Source organism: Coprococcus sp. AF99-45 (assembly GCF_027663865.1).
Lineage (GTDB): Bacteria > Bacillota > Clostridia > Lachnospirales > Lachnospiraceae > Allocoprococcus > Allocoprococcus comes.
The window spans coordinates 18,271-38,229 of record NZ_JAQDGZ010000010.1; the positions used below are offsets into that span (position 1 = coordinate 18,271).

Consider the following 19,959-nt stretch of genomic DNA (forward strand, 5'->3'; position numbering starts at 1 on the left):
AATCTTACCCTCTCTTCTTTAATATCTTAGGAACAAATGCAAGCATCATCCCCGCAAATACCACGCACAGCACCTTCCCGCCAAGCCATCTCCACTCTGTCAGCTTACCGAAATCACAAGTTCCGTAGGAAAATGGTCCCCAGTTTTTCAAAAACTGAGTTGCCTTTCCGGAAATAGAGAAAAACCAGAAAAGCAGCACGACACCCATACCAATCCATCTGTTTCGAACCAGATTGCTGACAGTTACGGAAAGCACACTCCAAAACAAAACAGTTCCGGGAATCGCAATACAATAAATTCCAAACAAGGCACCGCCATCTAATTCTTCTGTCAGATTCACCGGTTTCTGCCAATAAAAGAGTCCATATGCCAACAAACTGATTCCAATCAGATAAGCTACCTGCACAAATAGTCTTTTATAAACTACTCCTGCCTGCTTTTTTAGATTATAAAGGCAGAATACTTCCGAGCGTTTGCTCTGCACTTCCACCAGATAAGTATCTGCACAGAAAACGACTGCCAGAAGCGAAACAGCTCTTTCTACTGCCTGCCCGATTTCATTCGCATATACAACAGGCTGGATTGCACTCAATATCACAACAAAAGCGATTGAATATGCAATTTTATAATATGGCATACATATTTTTACTTCTTTCTTCAATATACTCTCCTCCTTTTCCACATCCACACCGCTATAAACATGAGCAGTATGGATGCTGCCACAAGAAGCAGTTGATTGAGATATACCTGATGTGGCAATTCCGTTTCAAAAAAATTCCCCGGAAATCGAACCATAATAGAGAATGGTCTTGCATGACACTGTCCTTTGCTATCCCATGTCAGCATATTAGAATAAATGATATAAAGAACCAGCGCCGGAACCGCTGGAAGCGGATTCTTAAACAGCAGCGCTGTAACCGCATACACACAGCAGATCATCAGGATGTTCGGCAGGACATACAGGATCGAATTCTGAACAAAATCCAGTATGTTCATAGCAAATCCTGATTTTACTGCCGTGGCGTAACACAAAATGATAAATACGATATTCATAATGACCAGTGCCGCCGTCATAATGAGAAATCCACTGCTTATTTTCCCGGCAATATATTGAAAAGCCGTCATCGGTTTGGTGTGCAGCAATTCATAAGTATTTTTCCTCATATCCTGGAAAAATAAAAACGCCAGCAGAACCGTTGCAAAGAATGCCATATGCAGGCTTGCAAAATCTGTAAATTTTCTTCCGAAATAATAGGAGAATGGATGTTTCTCAAGATTTTCTCTGATATACCGGTTGACTTCCTCCGGGCTTCCCTGATACCATGAAACGTCCTCATACACATAATTGGCACCATTAAAGTGGTATTCCGTTTTCAGATACTGACACGCCTCCGTAATCTTCATCTGTTTCATCTCAGATATCACTGCCTCCGCCTCTACTTCCGACATGCCAAACCCATTCTCTGTGTCCTGAAGTATCTTTACAATCTCTTTCTCCCACAGTTCTCTCTCCTTATCCGGTGTTGCCGGAATACATCCCTCCATAACATCCCCATCGGAGGCCATTTTTACCTTCCTGAAGGTTTCATCCGACTTCACGTAATGAATGGACAGATAGGGTGCAAGTGTCTGGTACATACTGATTAAAACAACAATCAAACCGATCCAGAATATCGGATTTTTAAGATAATTTTTCAGATTCCTTTTTATGATTGCTTTCATAAGTCATCCCGCCTTTCTTTTTTCTACAAACAGCATAGCCTACAAATCACAACAAAAAAACAACAGCCATTTATTTCTGCTGTTGTTCTTCTAATACATAATTTTTAAACACTGCCTCAACTTCCGCACCGCCATCTGCTACATTTTTTATCAGCAGTTTCCCACCATGCCGTTCGCAGTAGATACGGCTGATATACATACCCATTCCAAAATGCTTTAAGTCATCCTGTGGATTCTCATGATAAAACGCCTGTGTCACCCTGTCGATATTTTCCTGAAATCCAATTCCGTCATCCCTGATACTCATTTTCAGATATTGGGGTGTCACTGTCAGCTTCAGCCTAACTTCCTGATTGGCATAGCGGAATGCATTGGACAACAGATTATCCGCTACTTCCATGATGATTTCCGCATCTGCGACCAGAGTTTCCGACTCTCCCACTGCCGTTACCGTGAAGTCCTTTTCTGATTTTTCTTCCATGACTTCTGCCAGCGTTTTTATCTGGCTGATCAACTGCCGGATATCCACCACGGAACAGTTTAATTCCCGTTCTTCCAGTTTCGTCATCTTCCGCATACCATCAATAAAATGGTTCATCCGTTCAATCTGAAGCATACCGCCCCTTAACATCTCCATCATTTTCTCTTGATCAAGCATATCTTCCGGAACAAATTCCAAAAGCATTTCCTGATATCCCCGCATGATTGCAAGCGGCGAGCGGATATCATGGGCAATCGCTGCACGCAGTACCCGCTCATCTTCGATCATCTGCCAAAGTCTACGGTTATTTTCTTCCAACTGCCCACGCATCCTTTCAAATTCCCTGCACAGCATCCCCATCTCGTCCTCGTTCTCATAAGCCATATGAAAATCCAGATCTTCCTCCGCAATCATCTGTGATGCCATCTTCAGTTCCTGAATCGGTCTCTTTAATTTATTTTTGTAAAACAGGCTGACCGCAATTCCACATCCGGCAAAAGAAAAAATCAATACTCCGTACGTCTGAAGGAAATCACAGGTTTCTGAAATATGCCAGTCCATTCTGCTCATTTTACTCTGATTCGGTCTCGGTACCACTACCTCAAAATTTTCATTGCGGTCATTCATTGCCTGATAATACTCGTCCTGATCCACGTACTTCCACCAGACCTCCTCCTGTATCTGCCCGGCAATCTCAATAATTGACACAGAAAGAAAAAAAGTGACAATCAAGCTGAGTATCGTATATAAAACCATTGTCTTTTTCAAGGATAAATTTCTTATCTTTTCCATCGATACCCCATCCCCCATACTGTCTCAATGTATTCTGTCTGCGTATATTCCGCCAGTTTCTTTCTCACTCTCCGGATCAGTTCCGTAACAACACGGCTGTCACCTTCCGCATCATAACCACACACCTTTTCGTATATCCGCTCCCTGTCAAAAACCTGTCCTGGATTCATGGACAAAAACTCAATGATTGCATATTCCAGCTTCGTAAGCTCCAAATCATTTTCACCGATCTGAACCCTCTTTGCTCCATAATCAATACTGAGGTCTCCGTGGAATCTGTATTCAGACTTCCCTTTATGACGCTCCTCACGCTTCAAATGTGCAATAATACGAGCATCCAGTTCTTTCAGACTAAACGGCTTCAGTATATAGTCATCCCCACCGGATAAAAGCCCGTTTACCCTGTCCTGCTCCTCCACTTTTGCCGTCAGGAAGATAATGGGACAAGTTACTTTGCCCCGGATACGTCTGCATACTTCTAATCCGTCTATTTTAGGCATATTGATGTCCAGCAAGATAATATCCGGTTTCTTATGGATTTTTTCCAAAGCATCTGTGCCATCTTCTGCCATCATTACATCATATCGTTTGATTTCAAAATAGTTCTTTAACATCTTTAATAATTCGATGTCATCATCCACGATCAAAATTCTATATGCCACTTTTATCACCTCGTTTTATCAGTATACAACGAAAAAAACAATAAATAAACAACAAGAGAAACACTTCGAGCCGCCCATTGCCGGACGGCTCCTTTTATGCCCGAAAGCGATAACCAACACCACGTATCGTTTCTATGTAGTGCGGTGTTTCCGGATTTTCTTCTATTTTCTTTCTCAAGTTCTTAATCAGACCGTAAATTCGGTTATTCACTTCTGACTCCGCTTCCTCATAGATATGCTGATAGATCTGTTCTTTCGTGAATACCCGATTAGGAGATAACGCAAGATATAGAAGCAGATCATATTCATGTCGGGTAAGCCCCACTGTCTTATCTTCTCTGATTACACAACGCTGAAGCTGGTCTATTTCCAGACTTGGGAATCTCAACTTTTGAATGTTTACATTATCCATAAACTCTACTGTGTTTTCACAGACTAGAACCGATTTAATCTTATTCAGAATTTCTTCCTCGGAATCAGAAAACGTAAGAATCATTACTTTCCCATGGTATCACCTGCTTTTCAACCCTTCCTGATCTTTTTCAAATATCCGGAAATAGTTTATAAACATATCCCGAACGAGTTCACGTGATGTCATTTAATTTCTCTTTTATATAAAGAGGCACAATTACGCAATTTATCAGTAGCCCTCTTTTTTATCCGGATCATAAAATTTCTGCAGTAACAGCCGAAAGTTTCAATAGCTTTATCAGACGTTCGTAATACTATTTCTTCTTTAACCCATATCGACTATAACCTATATATATTAAAGGCAACAGTACAATAAATAATAAGATGTACAGAAACATCAATAACGAAATCTGACGAAATACAAACGAACCAATCTGAAAAAGAATCGGCGTCCTCACTGCATTAAAAATATTAGTCAATACAGTTGGCAGCAAATTGAAAAAAGCATCAAATGCCGGTAATACTCTTGCGATAAACGGCATCATACAAAGCAGGAAAAACGGGATACAAATCGCCAGATTCGGTGTATGCATCTTAACTGTCACCAGCATAGTCAACGCAGCACAAAACATTGTCACGATATACCCGCCCACAAGTATCAGCAAATAATATTCTCCATATGTCATAACATAAATACTGTATGGATCATCAATCTGATACGGCGTGAAAAATCCGCTTGTTCCCATTACTGCAAATGAGATAAGAGACAATACCCCCACTCCGATCCAATAGGTAACCGTTGACACAAGTATTCCCGCAAAAATCTTGTTTTTTATTGCCTTCGTTCTTCCATATTTAGTGGCAAAAAAAACATCCTCTGTTCCCGGGCGGAACTCTCCGGAAAATATACCAGCTACCAAAAAACCTATGATCACTGCCATTAACAGTACATAAGTTTGTGCGTACATTGTCATCGTAGTCCAGGAATCTTTTGCTTCGAACATAAAAGGTATTTCTATCTTTTTATAAACGCTTTCCAGATAACTTCTCTTTTCAGGTGTAGTACCATACTCTTCCACTATTTTCTTCATATTGTCCTGATAGATTGTATAGATATTCTGTAGCTGTTCATCTGAAAGCTGATATACTACACTTTCATTCCATTCTGAATCTGGAGTCATTATGCCAATTACAAAACTATAAATATCATAATATGACTGTACTGTTTTTCCATATTCTGTATTTGGTATTTCATCCGGATATTTGGCAGATATCGTCTTGTAATCATTTATTACTTCGGAAATTTTCTCCGCTGTAAGTTCCCCTTTCCATTGATTGATATTTTCAGCCAGAAGCCGTCCCGATTCAATCCCAGTGTGATTTTGCCCCTCTTCATCCACATAGCGCATACTTCCGATTGCCATACCGGAATAAATAATCGTCACCACAAGCACTGCCGCAAGCAAAACCTGATTAACCCGCTTAGAAAAGATCTTTTTCAACTCATATTTGAACATCATCTTTATCACCTGCCTTTTCTCCAAAATACAGAAGAAATGCATCCTCCAGTGTTGTCTCCACCTGTACTGCATTCCTTGCCGGCGGCGTCTTTGAAAGGACTCTTAGTTCCACTCCGTCGGCAACTGTCCTTACATTTCCAGTCAGATATTTCTTCATATAATTATTCAGTTCCCTTTTAGGAACAGTACAATTCCATACTGACATATCCATAGACAAAATAATCTCATCCGATGTTCCTGTATAGAAAAATTTTCCTTCTTTCATCAATATGATTTCATTTGCCACGTATTCGACATCTGACACAATGTGGGTAGACAGCAGGACAAGGCGGTCTTCCGACAATTCACTGACCAGATTTCGGAACCGGATTCTCTCATTCGGATCAAGACCGGCGGTTGGCTCATCCAATACTAATATCCGCGGATCATTCAACATCGCCTGAGCAATTCCGACTCTCCGGATCATTCCCCCTGATAAAGTGCGCATCTTTTTTTTTCGCTTTTCAGCCATCCCGACTTGCTCTAGCAGTTTTAAAGCCCTTTTCTTTGCCACGATGGGACGGAGTCCTTTGATGGATGCAATATACATCATGTAGTCATACACTGAAAGATCCGGATAAAACCCGTAATTCTGCGGCAGATAACCGAGTATCCCTCTATAAGATGCTCCCAAACTGAAGATATCCTTTCCATTCCACAAGATTTCTCCGCTTGTCGGATTTATCGCTGTACACAGCATCCGCATCAAAGTGGTTTTCCCCGCTCCGTTTACTCCCAATAACCCATATACACCTTTCTCCATAGAATGTGTTACGTGATCTACTGCATGTACATCTCCATAAGCTTTTGTTACATTTTTAAATTGCAGTTCCACTCGACTTCACCTCCCAGTTTATTTCGCAGTTACATTGCGATTTGTGAACACAAAAGATCAGATAACCAAACGATATGATCAGCAAGCCAACCCAGATCGGTACCGAAATTTTCTGATAAATAGAATCTGTGGACACAATCAGCGTCCAAATCAGTATGCAGGATATACTTAGAAAAACAGCAATATGCTCCATATCATTCCATTTGCTATACAATAGTCGGAAACAGATACAACAGGAAACATTAAGCGGCACTAGAAAATCTATGATGATCCGGTATGCCGAAATCTGTAGTGTATAAACTGAAATACTGAAAAAAGCTGTAATCATAACCAGATCCACTGCTGCAAATAGCAATGTCCTTGCAGCACAGATCTGGCGCAGTGAATAGAATGCCGTTTTTTCGATCTCGACTGCAGAAAATCTCCGGTTCTTCCAGATTTCAGGTACGATCATCACAGAAAACATCACCGACATAGCCCCCAGTGTCCGCTCTGTATTTGCTCCTCCATCTGAGTCCGCCAGCAGAATCCAAAGCAGAAACAGGATTCCTCCCTGCAGGGCCCACCATCTTTTCTTGATAAATTTGAACTGCTCAAATAAAAATTCGAAATATGACGCCCGTCTGTTATCCTGACGGCTCACAATGTCTGAACACCGTTCCATTACTGTGCAAACTGCCGTTTCCTGTATATATTCCTTCTGTATCAAGGATTTATACTCCTTGATTTTTCTCTGATACTGCTTCAATCTCTTCCCTCCTCCAACTGTTTTGACAGTAATTCTTTTGCTTTCGAAACACGATATTTTACAAGTGATAATTTTATATGTAATAAATCAGAAATTTCTTTTTGTTTTAACCCCTGAAAGAAAAACAAGATTGCCGTCTCTTTTATTTCTTCCGGAAGCAGATCCAACGCCCGTTCTACATCAAGCCGGATTTCTATTTCTGTCAGATTATCCTTTTCTATATCCGGCAACTGATCCAATAATATTTCCTTCTTTTTTTTATAGTAGTTTTTAATGATATTTCCCGCTATGCTGTATAGATAGCTCTTCGCCTTTCCTATTTCAGCTCCGCTCATCAGCGCTCCGAAAAACCTCACAAAAGTTTCTTGTACCATATCTTCTGCACATTCTTGATTGTGGATGTGCAGAAAGCAATATTGATAGATAAAAGAATAATATTTTTCAACAAACTGATTACCTGCATGGTTGTTGCCGTTTCTGATTTTCTGTAGTAATAAGAAGTCAGAAGTCATCTCATTCCTCCTTCCTCATTTGCCCCCTATATTTTACCCTCCTATATACTAAGACACCTAACAAGCATAAAAAGTTAGTTAAAGATAAATTATTTTTTAATTTTTATTTTAGAGTCTCGATATACTCCTCCAGACACAATCCTTTTTTCTGCATTTCCAGGGCAGCATCCACCCCTACATACCTATAATGCCAGGGTTCATTGTTCACTCCTGTAATTTCTATCTTATTATCAGGATACCTTTTAATAAAACCATATTTATATGCATTATTGGCAAGCCATGTATAAACAGCATCCGAAGAACACTTGGACGTATCCGCATTGATATCAACGGCTATCCCAAGTTCATGCTCACTTGTTCCAGGTTCGGCAACATATTCTTTCGCAAGTTTTTTTGCCTCCCCACGTGAATAGCCTTCATCCTGATACTGCTGAATTCTCTCATTCATAATATCTTTCTGATCCTGAGTTGTCCTGTACCCTTCCCTTACAAATAATTCAAGTCCCTCAGCTCTGGCATCATCAAACATCTGCTGAAGCTGAGGATAGATTCTCGAATCCACTTTTTCTCCGTTTGATAATTCTGTGAGTTCTACCTCATAATTACGGGGAACACAATAATCGTCATTTACAAGAATCAAGTTCCATCCAAAAGAAGTATCAGCTTCCCTTCTAAATAGATTGAAACTGTTAATCATCGGAATTTCACCCTGAATCGCCATATACGAAACAGCCCGCAAAAGCACAAATCCCAATATAAACACTAAAGCAACCACAGCGATTTGCTTCAAAAGTCTCTTTCGCCTGGTATACCGTTTATAACTTCTCATGTTTATCACCTTCAATCTGCTTTCAAATTTAATAATCTATATTTTATGACAATTCAGCATATAGAAAAGTTAGTTATTCGTGAAAATTATTTTTAAATTTAGAACTTGCATAACCACTACGATGTAAAAACAGTTTAGAGGCATTTATGACAGAGATTGATTTTATCTGGTTTTCGACTTTCTCCACGAAAGTGGCAAAAAATACCTGGCTACGAATTCCTTCGCTTAGGGCAAATCTGAAATCCTGAACGCTTTTATTCCTGTAGCCGACAAATTTGTCATCAACATAAGGCAAAAGCTTCATTGAGGAATCTATTTCATTTGACATATACTACATCTAGTGTTATACTGTTCTTATATCAATTATTTGTGTCAATCTGGAAAGGATTTATCACACGCAGTTTAGGTTTGAAACGTAGTCAGGAGTTTTCCTATGCCCAACAAGCAGCAGGGACTTCTGGCTTTTTTTATTTTGCAGGAAACTGCATCTATTTTGAGAATGAACATAAGCGTCATTCTCTTTTTTTATGCCTGAACGCAGGGAAAGGAGGATTACGGAAACAAATGATTCCGGAACTGGCACGCCACAAAAGAAAGGAGACTCTATGTCAGTCAAAAGAATTAAGAATCTTGTAAAACAACTCAATGAATACCGTCATGCCTACTACAATCAGGATGCCCCTCTGGTATCTGATGCCGAGTATGACCGACTCTTTGACGAACTGAAGGAACTGGAGGAACAGACTGGTTTCATCCTGTCAAATTCTCCGACACAGACGGTTGGATATTATCCGGTCAGTGAACTTGCCAAAGTCACCCATCCGATTCCACTGCTCTCGCTTGAGAAAACAAAACTGATTTCAGAGCTTTTAGATTTCATGAAAGGACAGGAAGTTCTCTTTATGCTGAAACTGGACGGTTTGACTACCAAACTCATTTACGAAGATGGCAGACTGATTCAGGCTTCTACCCGTGGAGATGGTGAAGTGGGGGAAGATATTACACACAATATCCCGGCATTTTTAAATGTACCGCTTACCATTCCACACAAAGAACGTCTGGTCATTACCGGTGAGTCTTTTATACCAACCAATGATTTTGAACGTCTGAAAGATACTCTGCGTGATGGAAATGGAAAACCTTATAAAAACGGACGTAATTTTGCTTCCGGATCAGTACGAAGTCTTGATCCGAAGAACTGTATCGGACGTTGTGTTCGCTTTCTTCCGTTCAATGTATTAGAAGGAATGGAGGATGTTCCCTTCCCGGACAGCAGAGCCTGCAAATTAGAAGGTTTAACACACCTGGGCTTTGGTTACTGCCCGTTTTTCTCAATTTCAGGAACCGGACTTTCAAAAGAATATGCGGAGAAATTCATTCAGGAATTGGTATCCACAGCAGCAAATTTACATCTTCCTATCGATGGCATTGTCATGATTTTTGACAGTCTCAGCTACTCCAAAAGCTGCGGAAAAACCGGACACCACTATAAGGACGGCCTCGCCTATAAGTTTGAGGATGATACCTACGAAACTTTCTTGCGTGAAATTGAATGGACACCGACCAGATTCGGAGAGATTGCTCCGGTCGGCATCTTCGATACCGTGGAGATTGACGGCTGTGATGTTTCCAGAGCTTCCCTTCATAATCTGACCTTTATCAAAAATCTGGAGCTTGTACCCGGATGCCGGATTCTTGTTTCCAAACGAAACATGATCATCCCACATATAGAGGATAATCTGGATCGTGGAAGGTATACCGACATCACGCCTCCGGTCTGCCCTTGCTGTGGTTCCAAAACCAGAACCTACAGCCGTAAGACCAGCGACGGTCGCACCGTAGAAACTCTGCATTGTGATAATCCGCAGTGCGACAGCCAGATCACAAGAAGGTTTGTCCATTTTGCCAGCAAGAAGGCAATGAACATCGAAGGACTGTCAGAAGCCACTTTAGAAAAATTCCTGAATCTCGGCTATCTGCACTCTTTTCAGGACATCTATCATCTGGAGGAACACCGGGAAGATATTGTGGCACTGGACGGATATGGTGAGAAATCTTTCGACCGCTTGTGGGAATCCATCAACGCCAGCCGGAGGACCAGCTTTGTCCGCTATCTGGTTTCCATGGATATTCCTATGATCGGCAGAACCAAAAGCCGGATTCTGGACACCGTATTTTCCGGAAATTTAACTGCATTTGAACAGGCGGCTGTCGGAGATTACGACTTCACTCAGTTAGAGGATTTTGGCGAAATCTTAAATCACAACATCCATTCCTGGTTTGCAGATGAAGCAAATCTTGATTTATGGAAAAACTTACAGAACGAATTCACATTTGAACAAAGAAAGGAAGAGACCATTATGACAAAAGAAAACAAATTTACAGGATGTACCATCGTAGCAACAGGGAAACTGGAGCATTTTACCAGAGACGGTATCAACGATAAGATTCTGGAGCTTGGTGCCAAACCTGGCAGCTCTGTAACAAAGAAAACCGATTACCTGATCTGCGGGGAAAAAGCCGGCAGCAAACTGGCAAAAGCCCAGAGCCTTGGTATTCCAATTCTTACAGAAGCTGAATTTTTGGAGATGATTGCATAACCATCTCTGCAATAGATGAGAATTATTTTGAGGTGTGGCTGAAAGGCCGCACCTCTTTTACAAAGGAGGAATTTATAATGAATCAAACAAATACAAGCAAGCGCATACCTACACAGATCAATGAATTTCGGGGAGATTATGCTTTTCTAAGCAATTTCTATCCGGCACCGGTCTCTTACATGGGACAAACCTATGCAAATAATGAAGCTGCTTTTCAAGCGCAGAAAACACTCTCTGCGAGAGAGCAACGCAAATTCTGTATTTTTCGGATGCATAATCCTTCTGATGCAAAGAAACTCGGCAGAGATCTTACATTACGCCCGGACTGGGAAAAAGTGAAAGTCCGGCTCATGTATGAAATCTGCATGTGCAAATTCATGCAGAACCCGGAACTCCGGGATAAACTTCTTGCAACCGGAGAGTCCACACTTATTGAAGGAAACAACTGGGGTGACTATTTCTGGGGCAAAGTCAATAACTGCGGAGAAAACCAGTTAGGAATCATCCTGATGGATGTACGTGCGAAGCTGCAGTGGAATGCAGAAACAGCGCCCAATAATATACCTCAATGTCTGCAATAAAGGAAAGGATGGTCTAATAGAATGAATGAAAATGCAAAAACAAAATTAGTGCTTGAGTATACTGGCATGGATGATTTTTCCTGTCCGGTATATAAGGACCAATTCGGAAAGTTGTGGAAGGATATTGACCTTGGCAAAGAGCCTGAACCGAATCTTTATTCTTTATCTTTTAACCATATTGATGGAGAACCTTCCCATCCCATACAGCAGGAGTACACATTTCATCCGGCTCCGTATCAAAGAAGTTCCTATGAATTCGAGTACCGGATGTTAAGTAAATTACAGTCTGACTGTGAATACTATCTGGGCTACGGAAATCGCAGTCCGTCTATCCTATGCAATCATAGCGTTCAAAACCATATTGCCCGTATGAAAGAATTATGGAATGGTTTTCCCACAGATCAGAAACCGGAATGGCTGACCTGGGAACAGCTTCTTCAGTACGAAAAAGTAATGACAGAAACCGGAATACCCGTGAAGAACTGCTCAGACTAGACAATTCATCATTTATCAGAAATTACCCTCTATATTATCCATTCATATTTTGATATAATAGGAACAGTTGAAAGAAAGGAGCATTTCCCATGTATCTGAAAAGAAAAGTTTACGATCAGCTTCTGGATTGGAAAAACGATACCGTCCACAGCACCTTGGAAGTGAATGGTGCCAGACAGGTCGGAAAAACATATATTATCAATAAATTTGCGGATGAGAACTTCAGGCACAAGATCTACATTAACCTGTTTGATTTGTCCGGCAAACAATTTATGGAATGTTACAAAAAAGCCACAGACTGGACTCCCGGTACAAAACGACCGGAGCAGCCGCTTCACGATGCTTTTAAACTCTTCGATCCGGATTTTGAAGATACCAACGATACAGTCATCATTATTGATGAAATTCAGGAATCCTCAGAGATATTCAACCGTATCCGAGAATTTACCCGCTATTTTCAAGCGCATTTCATTGTAACTGGAAGTTATCTGGGACGTGTACTGGAACCGGAATTCAAATTCTCCAGTGGAGATATTACCAGTATCCGTATTTATACCCTTTCCTTTAAAGAGTTTTTGGAAGCATTGGATGACCAGCTTTTTCAGAAATATCTATCACTTCCACTGGATCATGCAGATGACACCGTACCGGAACTATATGACGAATTAAAGAATGTTTACGACATCTATAGACAGATTGGCGGCTATCCAAAGGTTGTGGAAACATACCTTAACACAAAAGACGTGGAAGCAGCTCAAAAAGAGCTTGTTAGAATCATCCGCATTTTCTTAAACGAATCTATGCGGTACTTTGATGACATCACAGATATTAGTGTTTTTACCAACATCTTTTTAAGCATCTGCCGTATTCTGCTTCGTGAAAAGAAAGGATTAGATGAGGACAGTATAAGTGAAGAACTGCAAAAGCTCGTTACAAAGAATTACTCCAGTAATCTTTCTAAAGCAACCTGCTATCGTGCTATCAACTGGCTTTATCATTCTGGAATCATCGGTTTCTGTGGCAAAATCACAGAACTGGACATCCTGAATTTCAAACCGGGAAGCCGCTGCTTCTTCATGGATCTTGGAGTTGCATATTATTATCTCTCCAGAACTGGTGCTACTGTATCAACTATGGATGGCTCATTGAACGAAAACTATGTTTACATTAACTTGTCCAAACGCCAGGAATTCCCGGAAGAAATTATCTTTGAGACACCGGCTTTTGCTACTTATAAAGGTGGTGAAATTGATTTTGTAGCTCAGACATTGAAAACTCACATCCGCTATCTGATTGAAGTTAAAGCCGGTAAGGGAACTGCATCTACTGCCTTGAAGGCATTGGAACAGGGGAAGGCCAATAAACTACTATATCTGAAAGGTGATACCAAAGGCGGAACCGCTGGGAATGTACAAACACTTCCTATCTATCTGCTAGAACAATATCATTTTTAATCTATAAAAGACTTCGAGCCGCCCATCCGGACGGCTCTTTTCATCTATATTCTTGTATATTTATTTTACTAACAGCGCATCATTCTTTGAAAGAAGATATATACAGTATTGATTCATACTGATGCCTTCTTTTTTTGAGTGTTCCGCCAGATCCCGGTGTAAGCTGCGTGGCATCCTTATTTTAAACTGTCCCGAATACTCTTCCAGGCTTCCCGGTTCGTGAATCTCAATCCCTTCTTCCAGTGCAGCTTCTAACCATGCTTTTTTTGCATCCGCTGCATTTTCAACTGCCCTTTCTATCGTCTCTCCACAGGTGATGCATCCCGGCAGTTCCGGATAAGAAACCACAAATCCACCTTCATCCTTATCTTCCACAATTTCCATGCGATAGGACATTGCCAAATAATCATTCAGTGTCTTCATCGTTTTTCGCCTCACTTTCTACAATCTGCTTTACCATTTCAACATAAATTTTCTTGATTGGTTCGTGTTTCGGTATTGTTATCGGCTGGCATCCCGCTTTACGGAATGTATAATGGCTGCTCCCACTTCTCGGAGCATTTATCTCATATCCATAACTTTCTAATACTTTTCTTAATTCATCAAAACGAAGGTCTTTCGATAATGAGCAAATTCTTGTCAATAGTTTATCCCATTTCGACATCTTTAATGCCTCCTATCTATAGTATATGTGGTGTCATATATGGTGTCAATCTGTTTTTCATCTTTCTTGGTCAAATAAGGCTGCAGCTCTTTCTTAGCATCCGCTACAAATGCTTCTTTCCTCGCACTTACCATATATATCTTCCAGAGCATCAAATGCAGGATTTCCGCATCCACCACACTGCATTTCTTTTGAACCATGCGGATAAACGGGCAGATTACTGTATCTGACAGCTTTTCTCCTTTAAGCAGCAGCTCCCCATCCGTTCCATATACTTCATACAGACATTCCAGAATACTCCTCAGATCTGTCACAAATCGGAAGGCGGGCTTTACATATTTCTTTTTGGCTTCCATCATCTATCTCCTCTACATCCGAACAGTCAGCCCGCCGAGGCGTGTCTTCGGAAGTCCCACAAGATACCAGTCCTCGTCCATTTCAATCCGAACCGGAATCCATACATCCCTTACCTCCACATCAAAGCATTCTCCACAATGCAGTCCCCCATAATAGGATTCAATACCAAACCGGATATCATATCTTCCCATAGACGGATCATAAATCAAAGTACCTATTCTTTTTTCACTCATATTGCTTTCCTCCTGAAATTCTTTGTTCTATATAAGTAATATGGCTTTCATTCTAGGTATTGGAAAGTTCCGGATATTTTTCATAAAAAGTTTTACGATACCGGTAAAAGGTAGAGTGTGTCATTCCCAGACTCTTCCGAAGCTGTGTCGGTGTCATTTTTCCGGAAATAACGCTCTGGAAGTTCTCGTCAAAGGTTTCCTGCTTCATCACGCATGGTCTTCCATAATCATCCCATTCGCCCCGCAATTTCTTCGCTTCTATCCCTTCCCGCTGTCGCTTCTCCTTTTTCTCCAGCTCTGCCTGCGCCATAGAAGCATAAAGTTCCAACATCATGTTATTGATTGTTTCCAGCATCATCCTTGCCATAGCGTTGTCCATCACAGATAAATCCATGAGCGTAGTCGGAAGTTCCAAAACCATGAGCCGCACTCCCATTTCTTTTAACCGTTGAATCTGTTGCATCGTATCCCGCTTATTTCTTCCCAGCCTGTCTAATTCTGTGATAATCAAAATATCTCCCGGCCGCAGGACATCCTCCACTAAAACGGTATATCTCGGACGATTAAAATTCTTCCCTGTCTCCTGATCCGTAAAAATATTCGTAAGTGCCATCTCATGCTCGTTACAGTACCGCTCAATTTCCTGTATGCCACGATCAAGATGCTGCTCCTTTGTACTGGTGCGGTGATATCCATATATCTGCATCCACATTTCTCCTTTCCCTGTCCCAAAATATCCACACTTTTGTTGGCATATCTCAAAACTGTGTGTGTAACCTTTTTGAGATATAATCCCCCTTTCCGGAACGTACTTCTAAAATGTGTACATTTTGGGATATGTTTCTTTTCTATTTCTGTACGTACCAGAGCCGAAAAGTGCAACAAATATGACAAAAAACTCCCAGAGGATGTTACTCCCCTGAGAGTGATGTATAAAATATATCTTTACAATGTTTCCATGGAAACCAGTTCTTCCACTGAAATCCGACTCTGGCCGTGTCTTTCCGGATCAGCTCCAGTCTCATCCGAATATCCGATTACCAAAATATTGATTGGTTCCAAATTTTCCGGCAGATGAAATTTCTTTTTGATTACATCCGGTTTAAAATAGCAAACCCAAACACTACCTAATCCCAGTTCTGTTGCCTGAAGCATCATGTGATCTGTCAGTATAGCAGCATCAATATCTCCTGTCTGCTTTTTATCGAATGGTCTTGTCCATGCCCTGTTATGATCGGCACAAACGATAATTGCCAATGGTGCTCCGTAAATATTCGCTCCTTCTCCGATTTTTGCAAGACCTTCCTCACTCTGCACTACAAGCAAATGAACCGGCTGCTGATTTGCTGCTGTTGGTGCCACATGTGCCGCCTCAATAATTTTCTCTAATTTCTCTGGTTCTACTTTCTGTTCCATATAGCTCCGGACAGAATATCTCTTTTTTGCAATTTCAATAAAATCCATGGTTGTCAATCCTTCCTTTTTCTTTTATGATTACGATATATCGATCAACAATTTGATTGTATCACGATTGGATTGTCCTGCAAGACTGCACTTTCCGGAAAGATACTTTCCAAAATGATACTACCTGAAGGGAGACATGATCATGAAACAGACCACATCCTTTAACTGCCCTGTGGAAGCAACGCTTTCCCTGATTGGCGGAAAATACAAGCCTTTAATTCTCTGGCATCTCATTAACCACCCACTGCATTATATGGAATTACAGCGGCTGATTCCCAGTGCAACCCCGAAAATGCTTTCTCAGCAGCTTCGGGATCTGGAAAACTCTGGGATGCTTCGCAGAGAGGTCATTCCAGAAAAGCCACCGAGAACTCTTTACTCCTTAACTGCTTTTGGCGAAAGTATTATTCCTGTTTTGGAGTCGATGTGTGATTGGGGAAAGGGTTATCTGGATGGACTGGACGTACAGACTCCTTGTTGTTCAGGCAACTAAAGAATCACCCTTCTTTTCTCACGGTTTCAATATATTATCCGCCCGGCAGTTTCCCGCCGGGCTTATCCATTCTATTCCAATATTTGGAATCTCTGGATACACTGAAGCAATGTACTTACCAGTTCCTGATACAGATCTTCATCAAATCTGCCATTCACAATCGCATTCTTAATTAAAAGCGGCTTATATATCTCTAAAATCTCCAGTACCGCATCTGCATTTCCTTCTTTTGCCTGTAAAAGTAATCGTTCAAAATTCATTAGTTTTCTCCTCCCATCACCTTGCGGATCTTCCGGATTGCATAATAATAAATACCCTTGCATCGCTCCTCTGATAACCCGTTTAGCCTGCTCATTTCCTCAAAAGTACGTTCTTCAAACACATGCTGGTAAATCAGCTTCCGTTCTTCATCCCGCAGCGTATGAAGCGCTTTCATCAGTCTTTCATCTGACATCTTATTCCATTCTGGATATTTCCCCTGTGCCTCCTGCAATAAAAGCTGCTCCCTCGTTTGGTTCTCCAGCAATTCTTCGATTACAATTCTTGCCTCCATCTGTCCAATATCCTCCAACAGTTCTTCTGCATCAGCCATCTGGATTTTCTTCTCCAGATAATCATGTCGTTTTCCACGGACAAACTGTATCAGATATGCTGTAAAGTGATTTTGTATCTTTGATCCTGTATATGTTTTTTTGTTCATTTGTTTTATCCTCCGAAATTTTTTATCACGTTCCAAAAAATTCCGAGGATGGCGGTGAGCGGCAACAAAACGTGACACTGCCTTCATTTTTTCGAAAAAAAGAAAGGCTGGACCACTCTATTCGTAGTCCAGCCGATACTTCTCTTTCTATGTAATTATGTAGGATATGCGATGATAGTATCTCATATACTGCATATTCTAACTTCTCTCCGACACATTGTATGGATAAGATTTTTTTAACAGATTCAGTTCCTCTTTGGCTTTTATCTTATGCTGTCCATTCATATCTGTCGTACTTACTTCCATGTTTCTCTATTTGTGCATGTGTTATCCTGCTTATCATAACGCACTTTAACGCATTTCGTATAGTGTTAATCTACGATAAAATATATGCATTAAGTGAGGTGATATAGATGGTGAAAAAATTATTGGGAGATGCAGTCAGGGAAGAACGTCTCCGCCGCAATCTTTCGCAAAACAGCCTTGCGGAACAGGCAAAGATTTCTTTACGGACTGTCTCTGATATTGAAAACTATATTGGCAATCCACAGTTGGAAACACTTTATGCCCTGGCAACTTACTTACATATTTCCATAGATGCTATATTTTCTAACCAGAAAACGAACCCGGATTCTACCATGCAGCAAATCATGGTAGAACTAAATTCCTGCCCGGAGGAGCAGAAACAGCTTGCCCTTTCTACACTGCGTGGACTTCTGGATGGATTCAAGAACCTAAGTTAAGGCTCTCCCGTATCCTTCATCATCTACACATTATACAAAGACAATCTGTGAGTAATCTGCGAATAGTCTGTGAGTTTTCTGTCTATTCCCATTCTGATACAAAGAACAGGAGAGTACACTGCCATAAGCATGTGTATCTCTCCTGCTTTTTTATGCCCTGCGAAATGCACTGATAGCATCCACTACATTCTGTCTCATAGTCTGATCCATCCGCAGCGGTTCTTCTTCCATCAAATCAACTTCTGTGGGCATTTCTCTATTTATCTTAGAAACGTCCTGCCCTTCCAATACCTTTCTTACTTCTTCCCGGATGATTTGCTGCATCATTGGTCGGAGCATATCCGGTTCCATGCTTATACTGCCATTACCTGTCTCATCCGTTCTTCCCGTATATGCCAGAATTGCCGCAACGATCAGTTTTGCTTTTTTCTCTGTCGTATTCAGAAGTTCTGTCACATACACATGATCTGGGTCCGACTTATCAAAACCAATAGTGAATACAAACGGATTTTTCTTTCCCATAAAATCACACTCCAGCCTGTGTCATGCGATACAAAAGATCATATCCATCGGCATTTGCTTTCATATCCCGGATAAAGGTATGTTTTCCCAACCGGTCTGCCTGCTCCAGAAATCGTTCCAGAAGCACTGCTCCGCCGCCGATAAACACCGTATAAGTAGATTTTGTATCAATGCCCCGCTCTCGGATGCTGTTCAGAAGATCGGTAACAAAATTCTGAACCATGGTTTCTACTGCCTGTACAACAGCTTCCTCATAATACTGCGTTTTTCCCTTGATGATACTGTCGATATCTGCCTCCTCCAGAAGCATGTCATATTCACTGTTAATACTGGAAATGATATCGTTATACATGGTAATCACACCTTTTTCCAGAGAATCACAATAATCCATATCCGGTCTGCCACTTCTCATCAGAAGATAATCAGAAGTAAATCCGCCAATATCAATCCCTACGACTTTCGGAATCTCACGGATTTCCGTCATTCTCGTCATCATGGCTGCATAATCCTGCGGAAACGCCATTACATTCTGAATACAGAGGTGATAGACTTTATCGTTGAAGCACAGTTCCTGCACCTTCCCGTCCCATTTGAAATAGCGTTCATATCTCTCACAAAGCTCTGCAAAATGCTTCGGTGGAAGCCCAATCGGAAGTTCCACCTGAATGACATTCTCCGGCTGAATCTGCGCTTTCTGCTCCAGCTCCATTGCAATCGCAAATAACGTCAGAATCCAGAATCGGTTCCTGCTGTCCTGCGTCTTGTCTCTCTGGTACGGAATCCGCTTCTCACTAAGGGTATAATACTTTCCCTGATATTTCAGATACTTCTCTCCCCTGGCAGGCTTTTTGTCCTGTTCTGTCAGTCCAGTGGTAAATACAAAATTACAGGTTTTCATGTTCCGGTTCCCGTGATCCACGGCTACTCTTAATTTTTTTATCATGCTACATTCACTCCTTTGTACTTGATACTTATTCTGTACGTAGGAGATACTTAAAGTGCAACTTTTTAAAAACTATTTCCATAATTTTTCTTCCTGTATACTTCCATATCGTTGATATCATTGGTAAAACACAGTATAATGAACATATTATCAAATATG

At 41.0% G+C, this 19,959-nt stretch carries 27 protein-coding genes; 6 read left to right on the plus strand and 21 right to left on the minus strand.

The features are described 5' to 3' along the window. Positions 1-4: 4 nt before the first annotated feature. The 11 genes from PGR14_RS08910 to PGR14_RS08960 form a co-directional block, all read right to left on the minus strand. Complete coding sequence (locus PGR14_RS08910; RefSeq protein ID WP_022415113.1) at positions 5-661, minus strand: hypothetical protein; 657 nt, start codon at positions 659-661, stop codon at positions 5-7. Next, positions 658-1,722, minus strand: a complete 1,065-nt coding sequence (locus tag PGR14_RS08915) for an ABC transporter permease (protein ID WP_005333443.1) — start codon at positions 1,720-1,722, stop codon at positions 658-660. Before PGR14_RS08915 ends, PGR14_RS08910 begins: the two co-directional genes overlap by 4 nt. Before the next feature lie 70 nt (positions 1,723-1,792). Next, on the minus strand, positions 1,793-2,995 hold the full coding sequence (locus PGR14_RS08920; RefSeq protein WP_117718929.1) for a HAMP domain-containing sensor histidine kinase: 1,203 nt from the start codon (positions 2,993-2,995) through the stop codon (positions 1,793-1,795). Beyond that, a complete protein-coding gene (locus tag PGR14_RS08925; protein ID WP_023921570.1) occupies positions 2,983-3,657 on the minus strand; it encodes a response regulator transcription factor in 675 nt (224 codons plus the stop codon). The genes PGR14_RS08920 and PGR14_RS08925 overlap by 13 nt, the downstream gene beginning before the upstream one ends. A 94-nt stretch (positions 3,658-3,751) precedes the next feature. After that, complete coding sequence (locus tag PGR14_RS08930; RefSeq protein ID WP_008373942.1) at positions 3,752-4,153, minus strand: winged helix-turn-helix domain-containing protein; 402 nt, start codon at positions 4,151-4,153, stop codon at positions 3,752-3,754. A 229-nt stretch (positions 4,154-4,382) separates the two neighbouring features. Beyond that, complete coding sequence (locus PGR14_RS08935; protein WP_117537007.1) at positions 4,383-5,588, minus strand: ABC transporter permease; 1,206 nt, start codon at positions 5,586-5,588, stop codon at positions 4,383-4,385. Then, positions 5,572-6,462: an ABC transporter ATP-binding protein gene (locus tag PGR14_RS08940; RefSeq protein ID WP_008373946.1), complete on the minus strand. Its 891-nt coding sequence runs from the start codon at positions 6,460-6,462 to the stop codon at positions 5,572-5,574. The genes PGR14_RS08935 and PGR14_RS08940 overlap by 17 nt, the downstream gene beginning before the upstream one ends. Next, entirely contained in the window at positions 6,446-7,210 is a 765-nt protein-coding gene (locus PGR14_RS08945) for a hypothetical protein (protein WP_117470419.1), read from the minus strand. Before PGR14_RS08945 ends, PGR14_RS08940 begins: the two co-directional genes overlap by 17 nt. After that, complete coding sequence (locus PGR14_RS08950) at positions 7,207-7,722, minus strand: RNA polymerase sigma factor (RefSeq protein ID WP_117470420.1); 516 nt, start codon at positions 7,720-7,722, stop codon at positions 7,207-7,209. Before PGR14_RS08950 ends, PGR14_RS08945 begins: the two co-directional genes overlap by 4 nt. A gap of 103 nt (positions 7,723-7,825) precedes the next feature. Continuing rightward, complete coding sequence (locus PGR14_RS08955; RefSeq protein WP_008373954.1) at positions 7,826-8,551, minus strand: M15 family metallopeptidase; 726 nt, start codon at positions 8,549-8,551, stop codon at positions 7,826-7,828. A 73-nt stretch (positions 8,552-8,624) separates the two neighbouring features. Next, positions 8,625-8,879 (minus strand): hypothetical protein, encoded by a 255-nt coding sequence (locus tag PGR14_RS08960; protein WP_005333435.1) that lies wholly within the window; start codon positions 8,877-8,879, stop codon positions 8,625-8,627. 277 nt (positions 8,880-9,156) lie between these two features. On the opposite strand from PGR14_RS08960, the gene ligA reads away from it, so the two are divergent. The 4 genes from ligA to PGR14_RS08980 all read left to right on the plus strand — a co-directional run bounded on the left by ligA (position 9,157) and on the right by PGR14_RS08980 (position 13,681). Continuing rightward, positions 9,157-11,151: an NAD-dependent DNA ligase LigA gene (gene ligA, locus PGR14_RS08965; RefSeq protein WP_040015507.1), complete on the plus strand. Its 1,995-nt coding sequence runs from the start codon at positions 9,157-9,159 to the stop codon at positions 11,149-11,151. 77 nt (positions 11,152-11,228) lie between these two features. Continuing rightward, positions 11,229-11,732, plus strand: coding sequence for an NADAR family protein (locus tag PGR14_RS08970; RefSeq protein WP_023921566.1), 504 nt, complete (start codon positions 11,229-11,231; stop codon positions 11,730-11,732). 21 nt (positions 11,733-11,753) lie between these two features. Then, positions 11,754-12,227, plus strand: coding sequence for an LPD11 domain-containing protein (locus PGR14_RS08975; protein WP_005333427.1), 474 nt, complete (start codon positions 11,754-11,756; stop codon positions 12,225-12,227). An 89-nt stretch (positions 12,228-12,316) separates the two neighbouring features. Next, positions 12,317-13,681, plus strand: a complete 1,365-nt coding sequence (locus tag PGR14_RS08980; protein WP_008373962.1) for an ATP-binding protein — start codon at positions 12,317-12,319, stop codon at positions 13,679-13,681. 60 nt (positions 13,682-13,741) lie between these two features. Here PGR14_RS08980 and PGR14_RS08985 read toward each other — a convergent pair whose 3' ends face one another. The 6 genes from PGR14_RS08985 to PGR14_RS09010 all read right to left on the minus strand — a co-directional run bounded on the left by PGR14_RS08985 (position 13,742) and on the right by PGR14_RS09010 (position 16,399). Continuing rightward, positions 13,742-14,104: a type II toxin-antitoxin system HicB family antitoxin gene (locus PGR14_RS08985; RefSeq protein ID WP_005333424.1), complete on the minus strand. Its 363-nt coding sequence runs from the start codon at positions 14,102-14,104 to the stop codon at positions 13,742-13,744. Continuing rightward, positions 14,088-14,345 (minus strand): type II toxin-antitoxin system HicA family toxin, encoded by a 258-nt coding sequence (locus tag PGR14_RS08990; RefSeq protein WP_005333422.1) that lies wholly within the window; start codon positions 14,343-14,345, stop codon positions 14,088-14,090. The genes PGR14_RS08985 and PGR14_RS08990 overlap by 17 nt, the downstream gene beginning before the upstream one ends. Positions 14,346-14,347: 2 nt before the next feature. After that, positions 14,348-14,704, minus strand: a complete 357-nt coding sequence (locus PGR14_RS08995; protein WP_117470423.1) for a hypothetical protein — start codon at positions 14,702-14,704, stop codon at positions 14,348-14,350. A 9-nt stretch (positions 14,705-14,713) separates the two neighbouring features. Then, positions 14,714-14,935: a DUF5348 domain-containing protein gene (locus tag PGR14_RS09000; RefSeq protein WP_117470424.1), complete on the minus strand. Its 222-nt coding sequence runs from the start codon at positions 14,933-14,935 to the stop codon at positions 14,714-14,716. 52 nt (positions 14,936-14,987) lie between these two features. Continuing rightward, positions 14,988-15,641 carry a recombinase family protein gene (locus tag PGR14_RS09005; RefSeq protein WP_117537011.1) on the minus strand — a complete coding sequence of 218 codons (654 nt, stop codon included), beginning with the start codon at positions 15,639-15,641 and terminating at the stop codon, positions 14,988-14,990. A gap of 239 nt (positions 15,642-15,880) precedes the next feature. Further along, entirely contained in the window at positions 15,881-16,399 is a 519-nt protein-coding gene (locus PGR14_RS09010) for a nitroreductase family protein (RefSeq protein ID WP_117470426.1), read from the minus strand. A 142-nt stretch (positions 16,400-16,541) separates the two neighbouring features. Between PGR14_RS09010 and PGR14_RS09015 the strand changes: the two genes are divergently transcribed. Continuing rightward, positions 16,542-16,892, plus strand: coding sequence for a winged helix-turn-helix transcriptional regulator (locus PGR14_RS09015; RefSeq protein ID WP_330414900.1), 351 nt, complete (start codon positions 16,542-16,544; stop codon positions 16,890-16,892). 71 nt (positions 16,893-16,963) lie between these two features. On the opposite strand, the gene PGR14_RS09020 is transcribed toward PGR14_RS09015, so the two are convergent. Both PGR14_RS09020 and PGR14_RS09025 read right to left on the minus strand, forming a co-directional pair. Continuing rightward, the gene (locus PGR14_RS09020) at positions 16,964-17,152 is read right to left on the minus strand and encodes a helix-turn-helix domain-containing protein (protein WP_117470428.1); all 189 of its coding nucleotides are present in this window, start codon (positions 17,150-17,152) and stop codon (positions 16,964-16,966) included. Further along, on the minus strand, positions 17,152-17,592 hold the full coding sequence (locus tag PGR14_RS09025) for a sigma factor-like helix-turn-helix DNA-binding protein (protein WP_023921559.1): 441 nt from the start codon (positions 17,590-17,592) through the stop codon (positions 17,152-17,154). The genes PGR14_RS09020 and PGR14_RS09025 overlap by 1 nt, the downstream gene beginning before the upstream one ends. Positions 17,593-18,005: 413 nt before the next feature. Here PGR14_RS09025 and PGR14_RS09030 point away from each other — a divergent pair, with 413 nt between their 5' ends. After that, positions 18,006-18,335 (plus strand): helix-turn-helix transcriptional regulator, encoded by a 330-nt coding sequence (locus PGR14_RS09030; RefSeq protein ID WP_117470429.1) that lies wholly within the window; start codon positions 18,006-18,008, stop codon positions 18,333-18,335. A 150-nt stretch (positions 18,336-18,485) separates the two neighbouring features. Here the strand turns inward: PGR14_RS09030 and PGR14_RS09035 are convergent, their stop codons facing one another. Then, entirely contained in the window at positions 18,486-18,857 is a 372-nt protein-coding gene (locus tag PGR14_RS09035; RefSeq protein WP_005333400.1) for a hypothetical protein, read from the minus strand. Positions 18,858-18,861: 4 nt separating this feature from the next. After that, positions 18,862-19,800 carry a ParM/StbA family protein gene (locus PGR14_RS09040; protein WP_173905322.1) on the minus strand — a complete coding sequence of 313 codons (939 nt, stop codon included), beginning with the start codon at positions 19,798-19,800 and terminating at the stop codon, positions 18,862-18,864. Positions 19,801-19,959: the final 159 nt, after the last annotated feature.

What these genes read in the sequence shown, in the direction of transcription:
- PGR14_RS09010 (WP_117470426.1), bottom strand. Translation starts at nt 16,399, where the DNA reads ATGGATTTTATTGAAATTGCAAAAAAGAGATATTCTGTCCGGAGCTAT.
- PGR14_RS09000 (WP_117470424.1), bottom strand. Translation starts at nt 14,935, where the DNA reads ATGAGTGAAAAAAGAATAGGTACTTTGATTTATGATCCGTCTATGGGA.
- PGR14_RS08935 (WP_117537007.1), bottom strand. Translation starts at nt 5,588, where the DNA reads ATGATGTTCAAATATGAGTTGAAAAAGATCTTTTCTAAGCGGGTTAAT.
- PGR14_RS08975 (WP_005333427.1), top strand. Translation starts at nt 11,754, where the DNA reads ATGAATGAAAATGCAAAAACAAAATTAGTGCTTGAGTATACTGGCATG.
- PGR14_RS08960 (WP_005333435.1), bottom strand. Translation starts at nt 8,879, where the DNA reads ATGTCAAATGAAATAGATTCCTCAATGAAGCTTTTGCCTTATGTTGAT.
- PGR14_RS08995 (WP_117470423.1), bottom strand. Translation starts at nt 14,704, where the DNA reads ATGATGGAAGCCAAAAAGAAATATGTAAAGCCCGCCTTCCGATTTGTG.
- PGR14_RS08985 (WP_005333424.1), bottom strand. Translation starts at nt 14,104, where the DNA reads ATGAAGACACTGAATGATTATTTGGCAATGTCCTATCGCATGGAAATT.
- PGR14_RS09035 (WP_005333400.1), bottom strand. Translation starts at nt 18,857, where the DNA reads ATGGGAAAGAAAAATCCGTTTGTATTCACTATTGGTTTTGATAAGTCG.
- PGR14_RS09030 (WP_117470429.1), top strand. Translation starts at nt 18,006, where the DNA reads ATGGTGAAAAAATTATTGGGAGATGCAGTCAGGGAAGAACGTCTCCGC.
- PGR14_RS08915 (WP_005333443.1), bottom strand. Translation starts at nt 1,722, where the DNA reads ATGAAAGCAATCATAAAAAGGAATCTGAAAAATTATCTTAAAAATCCG.
- PGR14_RS08955 (WP_008373954.1), bottom strand. Translation starts at nt 8,551, where the DNA reads ATGAGAAGTTATAAACGGTATACCAGGCGAAAGAGACTTTTGAAGCAA.
- PGR14_RS09020 (WP_117470428.1), bottom strand. Translation starts at nt 17,152, where the DNA reads ATGAATTTTGAACGATTACTTTTACAGGCAAAAGAAGGAAATGCAGAT.
- PGR14_RS08920 (WP_117718929.1), bottom strand. Translation starts at nt 2,995, where the DNA reads ATGGAAAAGATAAGAAATTTATCCTTGAAAAAGACAATGGTTTTATAT.
- PGR14_RS08980 (WP_008373962.1), top strand. Translation starts at nt 12,317, where the DNA reads ATGTATCTGAAAAGAAAAGTTTACGATCAGCTTCTGGATTGGAAAAAC.
- PGR14_RS09015 (WP_330414900.1), top strand. Translation starts at nt 16,542, where the DNA reads ATGAAACAGACCACATCCTTTAACTGCCCTGTGGAAGCAACGCTTTCC.
- PGR14_RS08950 (WP_117470420.1), bottom strand. Translation starts at nt 7,722, where the DNA reads ATGACTTCTGACTTCTTATTACTACAGAAAATCAGAAACGGCAACAAC.
- PGR14_RS09005 (WP_117537011.1), bottom strand. Translation starts at nt 15,641, where the DNA reads ATGCAGATATATGGATATCACCGCACCAGTACAAAGGAGCAGCATCTT.
- PGR14_RS08970 (WP_023921566.1), top strand. Translation starts at nt 11,229, where the DNA reads ATGAATCAAACAAATACAAGCAAGCGCATACCTACACAGATCAATGAA.
- ligA (WP_040015507.1), top strand. Translation starts at nt 9,157, where the DNA reads ATGTCAGTCAAAAGAATTAAGAATCTTGTAAAACAACTCAATGAATAC.
- PGR14_RS09025 (WP_023921559.1), bottom strand. Translation starts at nt 17,592, where the DNA reads ATGAACAAAAAAACATATACAGGATCAAAGATACAAAATCACTTTACA.
- PGR14_RS09040 (WP_173905322.1), bottom strand. Translation starts at nt 19,800, where the DNA reads ATGATAAAAAAATTAAGAGTAGCCGTGGATCACGGGAACCGGAACATG.
- PGR14_RS08990 (WP_005333422.1), bottom strand. Translation starts at nt 14,345, where the DNA reads ATGTCGAAATGGGATAAACTATTGACAAGAATTTGCTCATTATCGAAA.
- PGR14_RS08930 (WP_008373942.1), bottom strand. Translation starts at nt 4,153, where the DNA reads ATGATTCTTACGTTTTCTGATTCCGAGGAAGAAATTCTGAATAAGATT.